The sequence below is a fragment of the Acinetobacter sp. AYS6 genome (assembly GCF_025630795.1).
In the GTDB taxonomy this organism is placed as follows: Bacteria; Pseudomonadota; Gammaproteobacteria; order Pseudomonadales; family Moraxellaceae; genus Acinetobacter.
This window is the reverse complement of sequence record NZ_JAOTNV010000004.1, coordinates 146376-165227: the sequence shown is the minus strand read 5'-3', so window position 1 is coordinate 165227 and position 18852 is coordinate 146376. Positions and strand designations below refer to the sequence as shown.

Genomic DNA, 18852 nt, shown 5'->3' with positions numbered 1-18852 from the left:
CTGAACCTGAACCTGAACCTGAACCTGAACCTGAACCTGAACCTGAACCTGAACCTGAACCAAAGTCTAATCAGGATTTAATGGTATTTGACCCAAATCATCATGAGCTGATTGGGTTTGAGTCAGCTTCTGTTCAAGAAACAAGTAATGTTTTGGAGGAAGATTTCATTCCAGTACCAGAACAAAAGTTAGTGCAAATTCAGGCAGAAACCCAAGCCAGAAATATTGAACCTGAACCAGCATTGGCTGCTGAGCCTATGGGATTATTTGAAACACCTAACGCTGATGTTTCACTTACTCAAGAGACATCAAAGGCTCATGACTTAATCTCTGAATCTGTTGTTGAACAGCAGTCAGTGGGGCAAGCTGTAGAGGTCGTAGAAACGGTTGTTGTTGAAAAGCAATCGAGCACAAACGATGCTGGGCAGCTTATGCCTCAGGATATTTTGAAACTCACTACGCAAACCTTAGAAGGCGAGTGGACACTTGAAAAATGGGAGTATTGGTTTAGAAATAGTCAGCTTTCGCCAGCTGTTCAAGAACTTGCTCAGCATGGGGTGATGACTGGAGAAATTGGCGGTAATACTATTTTCCATATTCCTCAAGAATATGAAAATATGCTGACCCAATTACAGCAGGGCCTTATTGACGCCTTAAATGAGCAATGGCCAAATACTCAATTTACAGTTGAATATGGTGTTTTAAATACATCTACACCCTATACCATTCAAAGTGCACGTAAAGAAAAAGCCTTTCAAAGAGCAGCTGAGTTATTACAGCAACAGCCTGTTATTAAGAGTCTCATAGAGACTTTTGATGGCGAATTACAAAATATTCAATTAAAGCCTTAACTTTTTTAGTCCTGTGAAGAGCTTGGAAATTATAAAATTCCACGCTTTTTCACGGGATTGAAACATTCAGGTCACGTCACTGTCATTGTACTTTTCTATGTTAGCCATTTTAGATTTTAAATGGATTGTATATAGCGATGAAAAGGCAATACACAGGAATAACCTCTTTTAAATATTCGTATTTTTTATTGATTGGCGCGATTCTGCTGAGTGGTTGTAACGACTCATCAAATGATAATTCAAATGCCCCAGACACAGGTAAAAAGCCTGTAATGCGCTGTGCTCCATAACTTAAATAATAAAAAGAACCTGATCATGATTACACGCCGTAAATTTTTAAATTATTCTTTAAATATGGGCTTTGGTGCTGCGGCATTGGCAACTTTCCCATCTAGTATCCAAAAAGCTTTAGCTATTCCTGCAAACAATAAAACTGGCACTATTCAAGATGTCGAACACGTTATTATTTTAATGCAGGAAAACCGATCCTTTGACCATTACTTTGGAACACTAAAAGGTGTTCGAGGTTTTGCCGATCGTTTTACGATTCCTCTGCCAAGTGGCCGACGTGTTTGGGAGCAACTTAGAAGTAATGGGCAAGTTCTAACGCCTTTTCACTTAGATGGTACAGCCAATAATGCACAGCGTGCAGATGGTACGCCACATACATGGAATGACAGTCAGCTGGCTTGGGACAATGGACGGATGGCAAATTGGCCAGCACATAAAACTGATATATCCATGGGTTATTTTAAAGAAAAAGAAATTCCATATCAGTTTGCCCTTGCTAATGCCTTTACGATCTGTGATGCCTACCATTGTTCTATGCACACGGGAACAGATGCAAACCGATCTTTTCATTTAACGGGGACAAATGGTGCAACACCGATTAAGCGCTCATTTGTAAACAATGAGTGGGACTGGATTGATGGTAACCCCGCTACGGCAGATCGTGGTTATACATGGAAGACCTATGCCGAACGTTTGGAAGAAGCAGGGGTAAACTGGATTTGTTATCAAAATATGCCCGATGAATGGGGCGATAACATGCTTGGTGCATTCCGTTCTTTTAGAAAGGCGAACATTGCATCTGGTTATCCAGTTTCAAGCGGTGGCGAACCGAATAAACCGTATGCCGATACTGGTCAAAAGCTACCGTATAAAGCCTATGATGCTACGACTGATAATGCTAAAAATCCATTATATAAAGGCATTGCAAATACGCTGCCGGGCAATAAGCCAGAAGAGTATCTCGATGCTTTTAAACGAGACATTCGTGAAGGTAAATTACCTCAAGTCTCTTGGATTAATGCACCATCGATTTATTGTGAACATCCAGACCCTTCAAGTCCTGTCCAAGGGGCATGGTTTATTCAAGAAATTATTGATGCTTTAACTGCTGTGCCAGAGGTTTGGAGTAAAACAGCACTCATTATTAATTTCGATGAAAATGATGGTTACTTTGACCATGTACCGTCACCATCAGCGCCATCTCGTCTCAAAAATGGCCAGTACGCAGGTAAATCGACACTAAGCAGTGCTGATATGCAAGATGAATATTTTGATCATGCTGCACCTGAGGGGAGCCATTCACAGCCTACACCTGATGGACGAGTTTATGGTCCGGGTCCTCGTGTTCCGTTATATGTGATTTCTCCATGGAGCCGTGGTGGTTGGGTGAATTCACAAGTGTTTGACCATACTTCTGTACTCATGTTTTTAGAAAAACGTTTTGGTGTAAAAGAGCCGAATATCAGTCCATACCGCCGTGCAGTGTGTGGTGATTTAACCAGTGCTTTTAACTTTAAAACACCAAATGCAGATGTTTTACCGCAGTTGAATGGTAAACAAACACGTGTGCAGGCAGATGAGTTAAGAGAAAATCAAGAATCTTTACCAGCTGTGCCTGTACCAACGGATATTAAATTGCCGATTCAGCAAAGTGGCATACGCTTGTCACGGGCATTGCCTTACGAGTTGCATACTAGTGCACGTTATAAAGCGGATGGAAAAGTGCAATTAATATTTTCTAACACAGGCAAACAGGCTGCGGTTTTCCATGTTTATGACAAGCTCAACTTAGACCGAATTCCTAAGCGTTATATTGTCGAGCCGAATAAAACCTTAGACGATGAATGGAACGCTTTAAAAGATAATCTAGGCCGTTATGACTTATGGGTACTTGGTCCAAATGGTTACCATCGTCATTTTAAAGGGGATACACAACGTATTACCGATAGTGGCGTTAAACCTGAAATTCGAGTGTGCTATGACATCGCGAATGGTGATGTTTATGTCGAACTTATGAATGAAGGAACCAAGGATACAATATTGACGGTAAAATCTTGTGCATATCGACAAGATGCGCCATTACAACTGACCGTAAAAGCAGGACAAGTCGTTAAGCAACATTGGGCTTTGGCTGATGTCGGGCATTGGTATGATTTTGAAGTTACGAGTCAGAGTGATCCATATTATTACCGACGTTTTGCTGGTCGAGTTGAAACGGGTGAAGACTCCTTTAGTGATCCTGCTATGATGTAAGTTTGAACGAGGCAAAAAGAACTGCTTATTTTCTTTTTGCCTCTTTTTTTATAATAAAAAATTCTCTAAAACCTCACGAACTGACTCAGAAATTGGCACAGTCTTACGTGTTTCGCGATCTACAAACACATGCACAAAATGCCCTTGAGCTGAGGCTTGCTCTTGATCTTGTTTAAAGATTGCTAATTCATAACGTAGTGAAGTCGTACCGATTTTACCAATCGCAACACCTACTTGAATAATTTCGGGAAATGACAACTCTTGGAAAAAACTACACGCAGAATCTACCACTAATCCAATGGATGGTGCTTTATGAATATCAAAACCTGTTTTTTGAATGAGCAAAGCATTGGCTGCTGTATCAAAGTAGCTATAGTAAGACACATTATTCACATGACCATAGATGTCGTTATCTGCCCAACGCGTTTGAATGTCTAAAAAGAACTTAAATTGATCTCTGGTTTTTAAAGCGGGTTTAGTCATTAATGAATCGCCTGATAAATTGCTAAAGCAGCGGCTTCTGTCATGTCACGTGGATTATTTTGTAGTAAGCGAGTTTGCAACATGGCATCTTGAGCAAGTCTAGGTAGACTAGACTCTTCAATACCCAAATCTCTAAGTTTTAAAGTCAAACCACTACGATCTAAATGGTTTTGCATATGGTCAATAAACAGATCACACAAACCATCGGTGCTGCCATTACTATATGGATCTAGCCATTGCATAAGTTCTGCATAATATTGTTTAGCATTTGGTGTATTAAATTTTAATACTTCAACTAACACTAGCGCATTGGTATGTCCATGCGACAAATGAAAATGTCCGCCAAGTGGATAAGCTAGAGCATGTACCGCAGCAACGGGCGAGTTTGCAAATGCCTGACCTGCGAGCATTGAACCGAACAACATATTTTGTCGTGCTTCTAAGTCATTTCCATTTTTAAGAACTTTCGGCAGGTTATGGTTTAGCAACTTCAATGCATGTTTGGCTAAAATATCGGTATAAATATTCTTTTTATGTTTGGAGGTATATGCCTCAATAGCATGCACCATCGCATCAATACCAGTCGCAGCAGTAATATGTGCTGGCAGGTTTTGAGTAAAAGTAGCGTCAAGAATTGCTGTATCTGCATAGAGTACTGGAGAGACAATCCCCATTTTTGTTGTTTTGCCTGTGGTCACAATTGAAATAGGCGTTACTTCTGAACCAGTACCAGCCGTAGTAGGAATTAAAATAAGTGGTAGACGAGCTGTGGTGACTTGGTTTACACCATACATGTCTTGAAGACTTTGTGTTTGGTTAGGGTGTGCGAGTAAGGCAATTACTTTCGCAACATCTAAAGAACTACCGCCACCAAAACCAATAATGGCATCTACATTTTGCTGTTTTGCATAATTGGCTGCATCTAATACCACTTGTTCTGGCGGATCGGCCTGCACATCAGCATAAATGACATATTCAAGATTAAGCGTATTTAAAATTTGAAGAATGGGAAGATGTAAGTGATTTTTGATCAAGCCTGCATCGGTCACCAGTAACAACTTACGGTAAGCTTTTGATGACAAAACATTCTGTAATTCTTGTATAGAGCCTAAGCCTGAGATGATATTGGGAACAGTTTGAAATTGAAAATGGCTCATATACGTTATTTCCTTATTTTTGAAAATTATTGCTGAACAGTTCTATAAAATTCAATCTTCAAATAACTTAGCATAAGAAACTTTAAAATAAAGTAGTTCTGAGGCGATTATGTTAAGTGTAGGATGAGCTAACTAACATTTTTACGTCGTTGGAGGAGAGTGCTAGAGATAGAGGTTATGCAAGTTATTCAAGCCTATTGAAAGGTGGGCTTTTTGTTATTTATATACCGCTATAGATTTTCCAAAAAGCGACTAATTCATATAATGTTCTAACAATTTATAATTTTATTCGGTTCTTAAAAATGAAAATTTCTAAAAATTTACTAAGCCTCATTGGATGCACCTGTTTAATGCTGAGCTCCACAGCAATGGCGAAAACCAGCTCTAGCGTCTATTCACCTAAAAAGGGTGTAATTTGTGACAAATATATCTGTGCTGACAAGAAAGGCGTATCTAAAAAACTTACAGCCAAATACTTAGGAACTTACAAAGCGAACAAAGCGTTCTCTCAAGGTGATTTTGATACCTCAGCATTTACACTCTCAAATGGTGTGTTCTGTGATACCAAGACGAAACTATGTCATGTCGATCGATATTTTGAGAATGGGCATCGTAGCAAAATTGATAGAAAAATGACGGATAAACTTTTTAAATAAATGATTTTTTCTAGACTTAGCTAAAAGCCCAAAATAGTTGGGCTTTTTTTACAGCTAAATAAAAAGTTATTCCTTATTTCTGCGATGAGTGAGTTTCAGCTCTAAGTTTTTGAAATCTATAACTTGATTAGATGAGTCAACAAGTTTTAATCTAAGTTCGTCATCTGTATTCTTATTAAAAACTTTCACAACATCTTTACCAGCTTCAATAAAATTACCCCCAGACTCAAGCATGGCAAGTAAAACAATATTTAGATTTTTGCCTTTTTTAGTGAGTAAGTATTCTTTGCGCTCTCGAACTCCAACTTCTTTATAAATTGATAGTTCAAATATTTCTAATTGGATGAGGTGCTTTAGACGATTAGATAAAATTTGCTTTGAGATACCTGTATTTTCTAGAAAATCATTAAATTTTGTTACGCCATAAAAAGCTTCCCTCAACAATAGGATCGTCCAATTATCATTTAATATTTCAGCAATTTTGAAAATTCCACATACATCTACTGAAAATTTATGATCTGGCGTAATGAGTTTTGACATTAGAGGCAGCTCCAATTAACATGAGTCTTTAATTTAGACCTAGACTTAATTCAGATAGCATTATGCCATTTATAAATATACAAACCATAGAAGGTTTACTAGATAAAGATAGTAAAGCTGAGCTTTTCAAACGGATAACGGATTTATTTGTAGAAATAGAAGGAAAGGGAAATCCAGCTTTTCAAGAGCATGTCTGGATAAGAATTGATGAATATCCACCTGAACAGTGGCAATTAGGCAGCTTAAGGCCAACGAAAGAAATGATTAAGTTAATGACTACAGCTAAGTGACGATTTCAGTTATTTCACATTCCTTGGATAACTGTATAAGTTACAAGTTAAGTGTTACACCAACCTGTTTTTAGAATATCCAGCTCATATGATTCATAATATATGAGCATGGGTATTGGTGTGAAAGCTCTCTGAGGAGGGCTTTATTATTTTTTTAAAAATTAGAAGATCAGATACTGTGGCGACTGATTTATCAACTTTTAATCTATTGATAAACATTATTTTCCTTTTCAAGCCATGTGAGTTTTGACAAAATGCAACACGTCACAATGGTCAATTCAATTCTGACAATAATTTGTAGTTTAGTCGGGATTTTGCATGCACCATATTTATTTCTATTTAATTCAAATGTTTGGAAGTAATTTCTAATGGAAACACAATATAAGGTGTTATGTGTCTGTTTAGGAAATATTTGCCGTTCTCCCACGGCTGAAGTGGTTTTTAGACATTATTGTGATATGCATCAACTCAACGTACTAGTCGATTCTGCTGGAACGAGTAATTATCATCCAAACAAAGCACCAGATCAGCGTAGTCAGCTACACGCTAAAAAAAGAGGTTATGACTTATCGTCATTACGTGCAAGACAGCTTTCAACTCAAGACTTCTTAGAGTTTGATTTGATTTTGGCCATGGATCATCAAAACTTTGATGATATTCATGAGTTGCTACAAAGCGCAGTTGCTCAGTTTGGCACTCATCAAATTCGTGCGAAGGTAGCTTTAATGAGTGAGCATGATCCTGAATATCCACAACAAGCCTTGCCTGATCCTTATTATGGTGGTGCTGAAGGTTTTGAACGTGTACTCAACCAATGCGAGTCCAGTAGTTTGGCGTGGATTAATATTTTAAAAAAACAATTGAATGTTTAAGAATAGGTTTTTCAAGACAATGCAAATTCAAAATCTGGTACAGCTTAAGCCATTCAATACTTTAAGTTTAGACGCAACAGCTTCTCACTACACAAAAGTCCAAACTATTCAAGATATTGAGGAAGCTTTGGATTTTGCCGAGCAGCATAATCTAAATGTACTTGTGTTATCAGGCGGTAGTAATATGTTGTTGCCGCAGCAAGTCAATGCTTTGGTCATTCATCTTGATATTCAAGGAATTGGCGTTTTATCGAACGATGATGATTTTGTTCGAGTTAAAGTTGGTGCGGGTCAAGTCTGGCATGAGTTCGTTTTATATAGCACACAGCAAAACTGGTTTGGCTTGCAAAATCTCGCTCTTATTCCAGGGTTAGTGGGCGCTTCACCCGTACAAAACATTGGTGCTTATGGGGTAGAAGTGGGTGAGTTTATTGAGTCAGTACAGGTCTATGACCGTAAATTAAAACAAACTCAGACAATTTTAGCGGCAGACTGCCATTTCGCCTATCGACATAGTATTTTTAAAGATGATCCCAACCGTTACATTATCACGCATGTCACTTTTAAATTACTTAAACAACCACATTTAAAACTTAACTATGGTGATTTGAAGCAAGCTGTTGGAGACAACCAGACTGCCGAGAACTTACAAAATCAAGTTATCCATATTCGCCAAAGTAAACTTCCTAATCCAAAAGAATATCCGAATGTGGGCAGTTTCTTTAAAAATCCGATTGTTAACCCTCAAGAATTTGAACGTTTAGTCACACAATTCTCAACAATTCCGCATTATCCTCAAGCCAGTGGAAACGTTAAAATTGCAGCAGGTTGGTTAATTGATCAGGTGGGGTGGAAAGGTAAAAAACTTGATATGGTAGGGATGTTCCATAAACAGGCATTGGTTTTGGTGAATTATGCCAATGCATCTCTTACTGATGTAAAGAAAACTTATCAGGCTGTACAACATGATGTTGATCAGCGTTTCCATATTATGTTAGAACCAGAGCCTGTGCTTTATAACAGTTTAGGTTTAATTGAAAATCATACGGAATAGTTTTATGCCAAAAGTACACTTAATGGTACGTTTAGTACAAATAGTCACTGCGCTATTTTTACTATTAGGCTGTTTCGTGGTTTTTTTATATTCGCCTTTTTATTCAAAATTAATTGTAGCTGGACTTAATTATTTTGTACCTGTTGATGTTAATCAGGTCGCTGCTGAAAGCCAGAGACAGGCAGCATTAAGCGAGCATGATAATTTAGAGCCCGGTTCAAATCTATGGATTGCTCGTCAAGCCTATTTAAAGCTGACTGAAAAAGCATTACGTGAAAAAAAGACAACAGATCTGACCTATCTTCAAGAAAACTATAAGGCTTTGCAGCAAATTATTCTCTTAGAAGAAAAGGAACAGGATTCAGAAGCAGCTGCTTCAGTAACGGTTCCTTTAGTCGTTAAAAAATCAGAAATTGATGCTGCTGATGAAGCAAGTGGTCCTATTGATGAGGCTCTCTTTATTAATAGTTCAGAAAACAAAGCACTTACAGAGCAATATACTGAGTTTTTAGCAAGAAAACCTGTGCAGCCAGAACATCGACAAGCTGTGAGTGAACCTGAACAGAAGATTGAGTATGTTCGTAAAAATCCCTTACCAGTTCCCTCTAAAAAGTTGTCAGAACCTTATGCAATTGTTGTATTGGGTGGTGGTTTGACACTCGATAAAAATGGAAAAGATATTGTAGTTAATGGCTATACACGCTTGAGACTGGAAAAAACCTTAGAAGTTGAAAAACAGAATCAGCTTCCTATTGTACTTAGCGGTGTTGAAGCACCATATATGCAAACTTGGTTAAAAAAGCGGGGTGTTGATGCAAAATTACTAGAAAATCGGAGTATGAACACTTGTGAAAATACACGATTTAGTTCTTTATTGCTTCAGAAAAAAGGTGGAGCGCCGACGGTGATGTTGGTTACAGATGAATACCATATGCCGCGTACACGCCGACTATTTGCTTTAAATGGTATAGAAACAATTCCTGTTGTGGCTCCAATGCCAACACCACTGACACGCTGGCAACCAAGTGTGCAAAATTACGATCATAGCCGTCGTGCGAATTATGAATTACTTGCGACAATTCGCGACATGTTGTTTGGCTCAAGTGATTGTCGAGAGGTACCTTAATGTCAGATATCCCGTTTCTCAATCCTGCCGTATTAAAACAATTAGATTTGCCGGTTCCCAACCGTGATCTTACGCCACAGGTTTTAAGCCCACTTAATTTGAATACATTAGAAGAGCCATCGCGAGATTTGTTGGCCTACCGCAAATTGTATGGTTTGCATTTACTTGAATGTGACCATTGGCAAGGCTATGTTCAAATGCCTTTGTTTCGCTTACATGTGCAAGTTTTCAAACCTAAAATAGAAAAAATACAAGGTACTGTCTGTTTATTACATGGCTATCTTGAACATAGCGGTATTTATCAGCCCATCATTCGTGAAATTCTTGAACAAGGCTTTAGTGTTATTACCTACGACTTGCCAGGACATGGTTTAAGCAATGGTTCACCAGCAAGCATTCAAAATTTTGATCACTATCAACAAGTTTTGATGGCTGTTTATCAATATGTGAAACATGCGGATCAGTTGCCTAAACCTTGGGTGGGAATTGGGCAAAGTACGGGTGGCGCAATCTGGATGCATCACTTGTTAGAATATGCTGAAAAACGCCAAGATCCGATTGTTGATAGAGTCTTGTTACTTTCACCTTTAATTCGCCCTGCAAAAACAGCATGGTGGCATAATCCGGTTGGATTGGGCATTATTCGCCGTATTAAGCGTCAAGTTCCAAGACACTTTAGACGTAATAATCATAATCCTGAATTTTTACGTTTCATTCGTTTAAAAGATCCATTGCAGCCTCGAATGATGGGTATGGACTGGATTTTGGCAATGTCAAAATGGATGCAAGAAATGGAAGAGCGGCCCGCTTGCCGTATCCCTGTCTGGCTTGCACAAGGCGCTCTCGACCAGACGGTTGATTGGCGTTACAACATTGAATTTATTCGTCGTAAATTTAGGCTTCAAACATTATTAATGCTTGAAGAAGGTTCTCATCAATTAATTAATGAACGTGCGGATATACGTGCGGCTTTAACAGGGTTGATTCCAGCATTTTTACATGCGAAACCAAAACATTTTTATTATTAAAGTTACTGATGTTCATGTTAATTACTTAGTTTGTTTAAGAGAAAGTTAGCTTAATAAATTAAATAATTATATTTTTAATTATTGTTAATGGAGCTCCCTTATGGGTAGCTCCAATTTTAACTATTTAAAAATGGTTGGCATCAGCCATATTCCACATTCGATAATAGAAATTATCATCATCACTATTTAGTTCCGCTTGTAAAAGCTCGCCTTCTTTTAAGAAAAAATGCAATTGAGCATAGTTCTTAATTTCACGGTCATTTACTCGCTGAGCCAAGTGGTGAGCCTTAATATCAGAAGGGTGACGTAAACCAGCGGCAGCAATCATTTCAGACAAAGCATGCAAAGTGTTTTTATGAAAATTAAATACACGTTCTGATTTGGTTGGTACATCAATTGCTTTTTGACGGTCTTTATCTTGGGTTGCAACACCTACAGGGCACTGGTTAGTGTGACAGCTTTGCGCCTGAATACACCCAACCGCAAACATGAAACCACGTGCTGAGTTAACCCAATCTGCACCTAACGCAAAAGTACTGGCAATATCAAATGCACTAATGATTTTACCACTCGCACCAATTTTAACTTGATCTCTTAGTCCCGCACCGACAAGTGTGTTATGGACAAAGCGTAAGCCTTCACGTAATGGTGTACCAATATTGTCGCTAAACTCAATTGGCGCTGCGCCTGTACCACCTTCAGAACCATCAACCACAATAAAGTCAGGAACAATTTTTGTTTCTAGCATTGCTTTAACAATACTCATAAATTGCCAAGGCTGACCAATACACAGTTTAAAACCAACAGGTTTTCCACCCGATAATGTGCGCAATTTCTGCAAAAAATGCATCATTTCAATTGGGGTAGAAAAACTAGAATGCTTTGCGGGAGAAATACAGTCATGATCGCGAGAAACACCACGTATTTGAGCAATTTCTTCGGTAATTTTATGTTTAGGTAAAATACCGCCATGACCAGGTTTTGCACCTTGTGAAAGCTTCAGTTCAATCATCTTGATCTGTGGTAATTGAGATTGCTTGGCAAACTTTTGCTCGTCAAACTTCCCATCGAGTGTGCGGCAGCCAAAATAACCACTGGCAATTTGCCAAACAATATCACCGCCATTTTCTAGATGGTAAGGGCTTAAACTACCTTCGCCAGTATCATGATAGAACCCGCCTAATTGTGCGCCTTTATTTAATGCTCGAATTGCATTCGCGCTCAAACTACCAAAGCTCATGGCAGAAATGTTCATAATAGAGGCACTATAGGGTTGAAGGCATTGTGCATTACCCACCTGAATACGGAAACTCTTCGGGTCTGCTGGTGGGCAAGGGCTTATTGAGTGGACAATGAAGCGATAATTTTCTTGGTAAACGTCAATGATCGAACCAAAAGGCTTATCTGCATTTTCATTTTTAGCGCGTTGATAAACTAGACTTCTTTGCATACGCGAAAAAGGTAGTGCATCCTGATCCGCTTCAATAAAGTATTGGCGAATTTCTGGACGTATATCTTCAAACAAAAAACGAAAATGCCCCATAATTGGGTAATTTCTTAAAATTGAATGTTTATTCTGCAAAACATCATAAAGACCTAATAAACTTAGTGCACCCGTAAGTACCCATAAACCGTTAAGTAGAGTATCTGAAACAAAATAATAGATACTATGAGGGGTATATACGGTGCGAAACCATGTAATGCTAAGTGCAGTAAAAATACATAAAAACCAGAGAGAATGGCGTGAAAAGAATGTATTGAGAAATTTATGTCGAATGATTTGTGCTGGACTCGCCATATTGGAACAAATTCCTAATGTTTTACTGGTACATACCTTGCCAAGAAGCTAGTAAAACTACAAGTATGGAATTGTTAGTTTTAGGGGGAGTAAAGGCATGCACGATTTAGAATTATTTTTAAATAGTTTATATTTTGACTGCAAAATAATATTTAATCTAAAGCTTTTAGGATTGAGATGAGTCGTAAAATTAGTAGATTGTATAAATTAGTAGATTGTATAAATAAGTAGCTATAATAAAAATTATATTTTATTAAAGTAATTTATAAAATATATATAGAAGTTAAATATGTATTTAGTTCTGGTTAATAATAAAAAATTATTTGAGTATTATTTGTACATTATTAATAGTGATGAATACTGTGCTATTTAAACGTTTTTTGCTAATATAGATAAATTGAAATAATATTTTCAATAGACATTATTACAACTATATAAGATTCTAAAAATTATTTAAGGACTGAAATGAATTGGAAACTATTAATATGCTCTATTTTTCTAACAGGAATCTTTTTCTTAACTCTAATGTTTTACCTAGGTTTTGATCTAGATACTTTCAAAAGGGTCGCCTTCATACAAAGTTTGTTGGTTGCTATGGCTATAATATTTGATTATAGGGAGCGAAAAAATACTCCTATTTTTCCGGGATGTATCGTTTATCCATTACTTGGTATTTTATTTGTTTTAGGATTTACACCTATTTTAGATTTTTTTGCTGAAAGACCTAAAGGATTTCATAGTTGGGATATTCGGAATATGTGGATGATTAACTCTCACAGTGCAGACTACCAATTTAGGAAACTAGCTTGGTATGGCAAAGCATATATACAGCTAGGTTTTGCTATGGTGGGTGGTTTTCTCGGCTTGTTTTTTCATTTAATTTTTAGAAATAATTAAGCTTACGTCGCTTTCTTCTGGTAGGTAGAACCTTGTGTCTTTAGGATAAATTCTTTAGATTTCTTATTTATAAAATATTATTTTCTTATTCATTTAAAATATATAGAATAATCAATAGCTTAATTTTTGAACTTAATTTTTTAACCAAATGTTAAAAAATTATAAAATATTAAAAATGATGGTAAATATTAACTAATGAAAAACTATTGTTTTTTTAGTAAAACTAATAAAAGATTAATGGAAGTATCGAAAATTAATATAAAAAGTATGGTAAACCATAAAAAATTTTATAATTGAGAAATCCATCAAAATTTAAATTATTAATTGATATTTAGAATGAAACTTATGTTAGTGTTTTTGTTGTTTTTTTGTATTATGCGCGCTTAGTAGAGTAAAAAAATAACACTTTGAAAAAACAATCAGAAATGCGAGTGATTGTGATGGGGAAGGCTAGTTTTTACATCTATTAATTTTATTGGCGTAATGTAAAAAAAAGGTTTTTAACCATGAAAAAGTCTCTCATTAGTTTATCAGTAATTACTATGGGTTTAATGTCTATCAATGCCGCAAACGCTGCCACAGCAACAGGCACATTGACTGTTAAAGCAACAATTACAAATAGTTGTGTATTGAATACTTCTGCTACAGGTACAACTGCGAATGCAGTCTTGGACTTTGGTACTTTAAGTTCTCTTGCGAGCAACGTCGATGCAGATACCACTACGACAGGCGGTACTGCGATCAAAGTTTTATGTAACAACACTGTGCCATGGACTTTGGCTTTTGATGCCGGAAAAAATGCTCAAACGACTCAACGTCGTATGATTGGTGGTGCAACAAGCAACGAATATATTCCTTACAACCTTTTCTCTGACACTAACCGTGCAACAGCAATTGGCATTGCCACCTCTGCATATAGCGGTACTGGTACTGGTGCAGCACAAACAGTTAACGTCTACGGTCGTATCCCTGCTGGCTCAACTTTGCCAAGCGCTGGTAGCTATGTTGACACTGTAACCGTAACAGTGACTTATTAATTTTTAATAAGTTTTATGTGTCATTGCTAGCTCTTATTTTAGAGAGCTAGCCTAATTTGAGAAAAGTAGTTCTGGGCAAATCATGAGAAAAAATATCTTTGTTACTACAAGTTTATTGTTATTTTTGCCTAGTATGCTGAACGCTGCCTCAATTCGTCTTTCGCCTGTAAGTGTTGAAATATTAAACGATCAAGCGGCTTCCTCAATTAGTTTATATAACCAGTCAAATGAAAGTACTGATTTACAGGTACGTGTATTTGAATGGCGCCAAAATGCTGGGCAAGATCAATTAATACCTACAGATGAGATCGCGATTAGCCCACCATTTTTAAAATTACAACCCAATGATTCTTATAACTTACGTGTAGTTAGAATTAATCCCGGACCCGTTTCTGGTGAGCAAACATACCGTATTATTATTGATGAATTACCAAAGCCTGTAGATAGCCGTAAAGTGGATCAAGGGGTTAACGTATTACTGCGTTCGTCATTGCCTGTATTTGTAGTAAATAAAGATGCAATCACTAAAATTAATTGGTCAATACAACAAGAACAAACTAATTCTTATATTACAATTCATAATGTTGGCAACCGACATGCACTTTTAAGTAATTTAACACTTGTTGATACAACAGCAAATAAAAGCTATACCATCAAAGTAAATACCGTGAATGGTTATATTCTTGCTGGGAAATCAAGAAATTTTAATATTAGCCCTGATTTTAAATTTCAAACTGATCATAAATATAATATTTCATTAAATATTAATGGTAAGCAAACATCTCTTTAAAGAGGCACATATGAAATATCTCGTAAGTGCCTTATGTGTTATGTACTTGCCGATTCATGCGTTTGCTGAATCATTACAAGATAACACCAATGCTGCTTTACCAAGTATTCCGGAAGTTACCAGCTCTTCTCATCAGTTACTCATTTCTGATAAGGCGTACACACAGCTTTTTTTAAAGATTTCTATTAACTCGAATATTTCAACAGATTTAATCTCGGTACGCCAAGATCAAGATAGAAAGTTATATATCCGCACTCGTGACTTGAAAGCTTTAAGAGTGAAAATGGATGAGCATATGGCTGATAGCCAATGGGTTTGTATTGATGAACTAAAAGGAATCCAGTTTAAATATATTGAGAAGGAACAGTCTCTAAACTTACAAGTTCCTTCGAACATGTTGACGGATTATTCAGTTGACTTAAATGGTCAGCAGATCACCAGTCCTCATTTGCTCAAAATGAAGCCGTTAAATGCTGCCATTCTGAACTATAGCCTATATAACACCCTGACCAATGACGAGAATGTTTTCTCGGGCTCGGCAGAAGGGATCTTTAACAGCGCAATCGGTAACTTCTCTTCCGGGGTTTTATACAACGGCAGTAATGAAAATAGTTATAGCCATGAAAAGTGGGTGCGCTTAGAAAGTAAATGGCAGTATGTAGACCCTGAAAAGATCAGGATCTATACCTTAGGGGACTTTATTTCTAATAGTTCGGATTGGGGCAGTAGCGTGCGGCTGGCAGGTTTCCAGTGGTCGAGTGCTTACACTCAACGAGGTGATATTGTTACCTCAGCATTACCACAATTTTCCGGCTCGGCTGCACTCCCTTCAACTTTAGATTTATATGTTAACCAGCAAAAGATTTATTCAGGGCTTGTGCCATCAGGTCCGTTTGATATTAAGCAGTTACCGTTTATTTCAGGCAATGAAGTCACACTTGTGACTACCGATGCAACGGGACAGCAGAGTGTGACCAAACAGGCTTATTATTTTTCATCTAAGATTTTAGCCAAAGGCATTAATGAGTTTTCAGTAGACGTTGGGGTTCCACGCTATAACTATGGGTTGTACTCAAACGATTATGATGACGCGACTTTTGCTTCGGGTGCGATTCGATATGGCTATAGCAACTCACTCACCTTAAGTGGTGGTGCAGAGGCTTCAACAGATGGTTTATCAAATCTGGGCACTGGTTTCGCCAAGAACCTGTTTGGTTTTGGGGTGATCAATGCCGACATTGCCGCGAGCCAGTATAAAGATGAAAACGGTTATTCTGCTTTGCTTGGCTTAGAAGGGCGGATTAGCAAGAATATTTCGTTTAACACCAGTTACCGCAAGGTATTTGAGAACTACTTTGACCTTGCCCGTGTGTCTCAGATTCGATATTTAAAAGATAACCAGATGACTTCTGAGCCGCAGAACTATCTGAGCTACAGTGCATTGGCAGATGAGATTTTTAGGGCGGGAATTAACTATAATTTTTATGAGGGGTATGGTGCGTATCTGGGCTATAACCAGATTAAATTTAGCGACAACTCTTATAAATTACTGTCTGCCAATTTAAGCGGAAGTATTAACAAGAACTGGGGATTTTATAGCTCAGCGTATAAAGATTATGAAAACCACAAAGACTATGGCATTTACTTTGCGCTGCGTTATACACCGTCTACCAAACTTAATGCGATTACGAGTATTTCTAATGAAAGTGGTAAAACAACATATAGACAAGAAATAAATGGATTTAGCGACCCACAAATCGGTGCATTTGGCTGGGGGGGTTATGTTGAGCGTGATCAAGATGCGAATGACAACAATGCCTCGATCTATGCTTCTTACCGTGCCCGTGCAGCTTACCTGACCGGCCGATATAACCATTTTGGGGATAATGACCAAGTTGCACTTTCAGCGACAGGATCATTGGTTGCGGCAGCAGGACGAATCTTTGCGGCCAATGAAATTGGAGATGGTTACGCTGTTGTAACCAATGCTGGGCCACAAAGCCAAATTTTAAATGGCGGGGTGAATTTAGGAGCAACTGATGGAACCGGTCGATTCTTAATTGCAAATTTAAGACCTTATCAGCTTCATCATATCTATCTAGATCCATCATATTTACCTTTAGAGTGGGATGTTAAATCCACTAACCAAACAGCATTCGTAGGTTATCGCCAAGGAGCCTTAATTGACTTTGGCGCTCATCAGGTCATTTCTGGATTAGTGAAACTTGTTGATGCGAACGACTCAGCTTTATTACCGGGTTATACGGTTCGAATTAATGGGCAACAAAATGGTGTAGTTGGCTACGACGGTGAAGTATTTATTCAAAACCTATTAAAGCAAAACAAGCTTGAAGTCGATCTTCTGGATCATGGCTCATGCCAAGTTAGTTTTGCGTATGAAAATAAGCAATACAGTGCTAAAAAATTGGGGCCTTATGTATGTCGATAACTACTGCGAGTCATAGTTTTTGGATGAAGAGTAAAAAGTTTTCATTGGCCATAAAGTATATTTTAGCAATTGTGCTGTTTTTTATATTATATGCATTTTTTAGCTCCGCACATGCGGCTTGTACAGTAACTGGAACCACTAATAGTACGTATACCTATACGGCTGCCACTATTAATAGTGATGCAAATATTAACTTTTCCGGCACGATTAGCTGTTTAGGGGGGCGTACTACTCCTGAAATTTCAGCTTATATGTGTATGAAAACGGTATTTACGGGAACCACAAACACCATTAATAGCGTGTTATTACCTTATACGGTCACCGCAACTGTAGGTGGGGCTGGGTCTTCTACCACGAATCAGTCCTCAAACGTCTGGTATGGTCCCGTAAGAACGGTTGCTTCAAATAATATTATTAGTTACTCAGTCAATGTAAAAGTCCCAGCCCGCACAGGTTCGCTTATTGCATACCCTAAAGGGACATATACGGGTACGGTTCAGCTTTTTTGGGACATGCAAGCAAGCTCTAGCACAGTCTGTGAGGGCGATAGCGGAGGCGGTTGGGATTCGGGTAATACCACTATAACTGCTAACTATGTTGTACCGAGTTTGTGCCAATTAGATTCAACATCAAATGTCGACTTTGGCAATATTAATGATATTGGCACCGCCACTCGTGATTACACCGCTCAAGGGGCAGTGAGTACAACTTGTAATAATGGAACGCTATACAGTATTTACTTAGGTGATGGTAATAACCGTATTGCTGGCGGTTTTCGGCGTATGACAAATGGTAGTAGTCAATATATTCCTTATCAGCTATATCAGAACTCGACTTATAGTACGGTATGGGACACTACAGGGGGGATAACTTCGGTTGGAGGCTCTGGTGGCATTTCCAAAACGGGCTCGGGCAATCCTCAAAGTACAAATGTCTATGGAAAAATTCCGCAGGGTACAGCTATTTCCACGACTCCTGGTAACTACTCAGATACGATAGTTGTTACAGTAACTTATTAAGAATCTTTTTGAATTTTATATTGAGTGTTTCTGGGGGGGCAATTTGAATAGCCGTGAGTTTTAGATTTGATATTTATTTCTAAACAGTGCTATCTATAAATTTGATTTTTAATTGTTCTAATTTGAGATACGTAGAAAAGCTTTTACAGAAAAGCTAGATGTAAAAAATGATTAACGGTAATGTTGTTTTAGAATAAGCAAAAACAGAAAAAGACAAATTAAAAAAATAAGAAAAAACATCTGATGAATAAATACCTTATG

General features: G+C 37.7%; 16 protein-coding genes and 1 pseudogene. 13 read left to right on the top strand and 4 right to left on the bottom strand.

Annotation, left to right across the window (positions count from 1 at the left end):
• Positions 1–851: pseudogene (locus tag OD757_RS01620) on the top strand (DNA polymerase III subunit gamma/tau); the annotation flags it as partial.
• 315 nt (positions 852–1166) lie between these two features.
• Positions 1167–3395, top strand: coding sequence for a phosphocholine-specific phospholipase C (locus OD757_RS01615; protein WP_263030642.1), 2229 nt, complete (start codon positions 1167–1169; stop codon positions 3393–3395).
• 48 nt (positions 3396–3443) lie between these two features.
• Here OD757_RS01615 and OD757_RS01610 read toward each other — a convergent pair whose 3' ends face one another.
• Together OD757_RS01610 and OD757_RS01605 are read right to left on the bottom strand one after the other, a co-directional pair.
• Entirely contained in the window at positions 3444–3878 is a 435-nt protein-coding gene (locus OD757_RS01610) for an acyl-CoA thioesterase (RefSeq protein ID WP_263030641.1), read from the bottom strand.
• Positions 3878–5035: an iron-containing alcohol dehydrogenase gene (locus tag OD757_RS01605; protein WP_263030640.1), complete on the bottom strand. Its 1158-nt coding sequence runs from the start codon at positions 5033–5035 to the stop codon at positions 3878–3880. Before OD757_RS01605 ends, OD757_RS01610 begins: the two co-directional genes overlap by 1 nt.
• Before the next feature lie 350 nt (positions 5036–5385).
• Here OD757_RS01605 and OD757_RS01600 point away from each other — a divergent pair, with 350 nt between their 5' ends.
• The gene (locus OD757_RS01600) at positions 5386–5691 is read left to right on the top strand and encodes a YcgJ family protein (RefSeq protein WP_009390235.1); all 306 of its coding nucleotides are present in this window, start codon (positions 5386–5388) and stop codon (positions 5689–5691) included.
• Between the two features lie 66 nt (positions 5692–5757).
• Here OD757_RS01600 and OD757_RS01595 read toward each other — a convergent pair whose 3' ends face one another.
• Positions 5758–6231 carry a winged helix-turn-helix transcriptional regulator gene (locus OD757_RS01595; RefSeq protein ID WP_263030639.1) on the bottom strand — a complete coding sequence of 158 codons (474 nt, stop codon included), beginning with the start codon at positions 6229–6231 and terminating at the stop codon, positions 5758–5760.
• Between the two features lie 62 nt (positions 6232–6293).
• On the opposite strand from OD757_RS01595, the gene OD757_RS01590 reads away from it, so the two are divergent.
• The 5 genes from OD757_RS01590 to OD757_RS01570 all read left to right on the top strand — a co-directional run bounded on the left by OD757_RS01590 (position 6294) and on the right by OD757_RS01570 (position 10601).
• A complete protein-coding gene (locus tag OD757_RS01590; protein WP_263030638.1) occupies positions 6294–6521 on the top strand; it encodes a tautomerase family protein in 228 nt (75 codons plus the stop codon).
• A gap of 368 nt (positions 6522–6889) precedes the next feature.
• On the top strand, positions 6890–7393 hold the full coding sequence (locus tag OD757_RS01585; protein ID WP_263030637.1) for a low molecular weight protein-tyrosine-phosphatase: 504 nt from the start codon (positions 6890–6892) through the stop codon (positions 7391–7393).
• 19 nt (positions 7394–7412) lie between these two features.
• The gene (gene murB, locus OD757_RS01580; RefSeq protein WP_263030636.1) at positions 7413–8447 is read left to right on the top strand and encodes a UDP-N-acetylmuramate dehydrogenase; all 1035 of its coding nucleotides are present in this window, start codon (positions 7413–7415) and stop codon (positions 8445–8447) included.
• 4 nt (positions 8448–8451) lie between these two features.
• Positions 8452–9573: a YdcF family protein gene (locus tag OD757_RS01575; protein ID WP_263030635.1), complete on the top strand. Its 1122-nt coding sequence runs from the start codon at positions 8452–8454 to the stop codon at positions 9571–9573.
• Positions 9573–10601: an alpha/beta hydrolase gene (locus OD757_RS01570; RefSeq protein WP_005306414.1), complete on the top strand. Its 1029-nt coding sequence runs from the start codon at positions 9573–9575 to the stop codon at positions 10599–10601. Before OD757_RS01575 ends, OD757_RS01570 begins: the two co-directional genes overlap by 1 nt.
• 124 nt (positions 10602–10725) lie before the next feature.
• Here the strand turns inward: OD757_RS01570 and OD757_RS01565 are convergent, their stop codons facing one another.
• Positions 10726–12399 carry an FMN-binding glutamate synthase family protein gene (locus OD757_RS01565; protein WP_263030634.1) on the bottom strand — a complete coding sequence of 558 codons (1674 nt, stop codon included), beginning with the start codon at positions 12397–12399 and terminating at the stop codon, positions 10726–10728.
• Between the two features lie 465 nt (positions 12400–12864).
• Between OD757_RS01565 and OD757_RS01560 the strand changes: the two genes are divergently transcribed.
• The 5 genes from OD757_RS01560 (at position 12865) to OD757_RS01540 (ending at position 18591) form a co-directional block, all read left to right on the top strand.
• Positions 12865–13296, top strand: a complete 432-nt coding sequence (locus OD757_RS01560; protein WP_263030633.1) for a hypothetical protein — start codon at positions 12865–12867, stop codon at positions 13294–13296.
• Between the two features lie 506 nt (positions 13297–13802).
• Complete coding sequence (locus OD757_RS01555; protein WP_263030632.1) at positions 13803–14333, top strand: spore coat U domain-containing protein; 531 nt, start codon at positions 13803–13805, stop codon at positions 14331–14333.
• An 82-nt stretch (positions 14334–14415) separates the two neighbouring features.
• The gene (locus OD757_RS01550) at positions 14416–15123 is read left to right on the top strand and encodes a molecular chaperone (protein ID WP_263030631.1); all 708 of its coding nucleotides are present in this window, start codon (positions 14416–14418) and stop codon (positions 15121–15123) included.
• Between the two features lie 40 nt (positions 15124–15163).
• Complete coding sequence (locus OD757_RS01545) at positions 15164–17572, top strand: fimbria/pilus outer membrane usher protein (protein WP_263031010.1); 2409 nt, start codon at positions 15164–15166, stop codon at positions 17570–17572.
• Positions 17563–18591 (top strand): spore coat U domain-containing protein, encoded by a 1029-nt coding sequence (locus tag OD757_RS01540; RefSeq protein WP_263030630.1) that lies wholly within the window; start codon positions 17563–17565, stop codon positions 18589–18591. The genes OD757_RS01545 and OD757_RS01540 overlap by 10 nt, the downstream gene beginning before the upstream one ends.
• Positions 18592–18852: the final 261 nt, after the last annotated feature.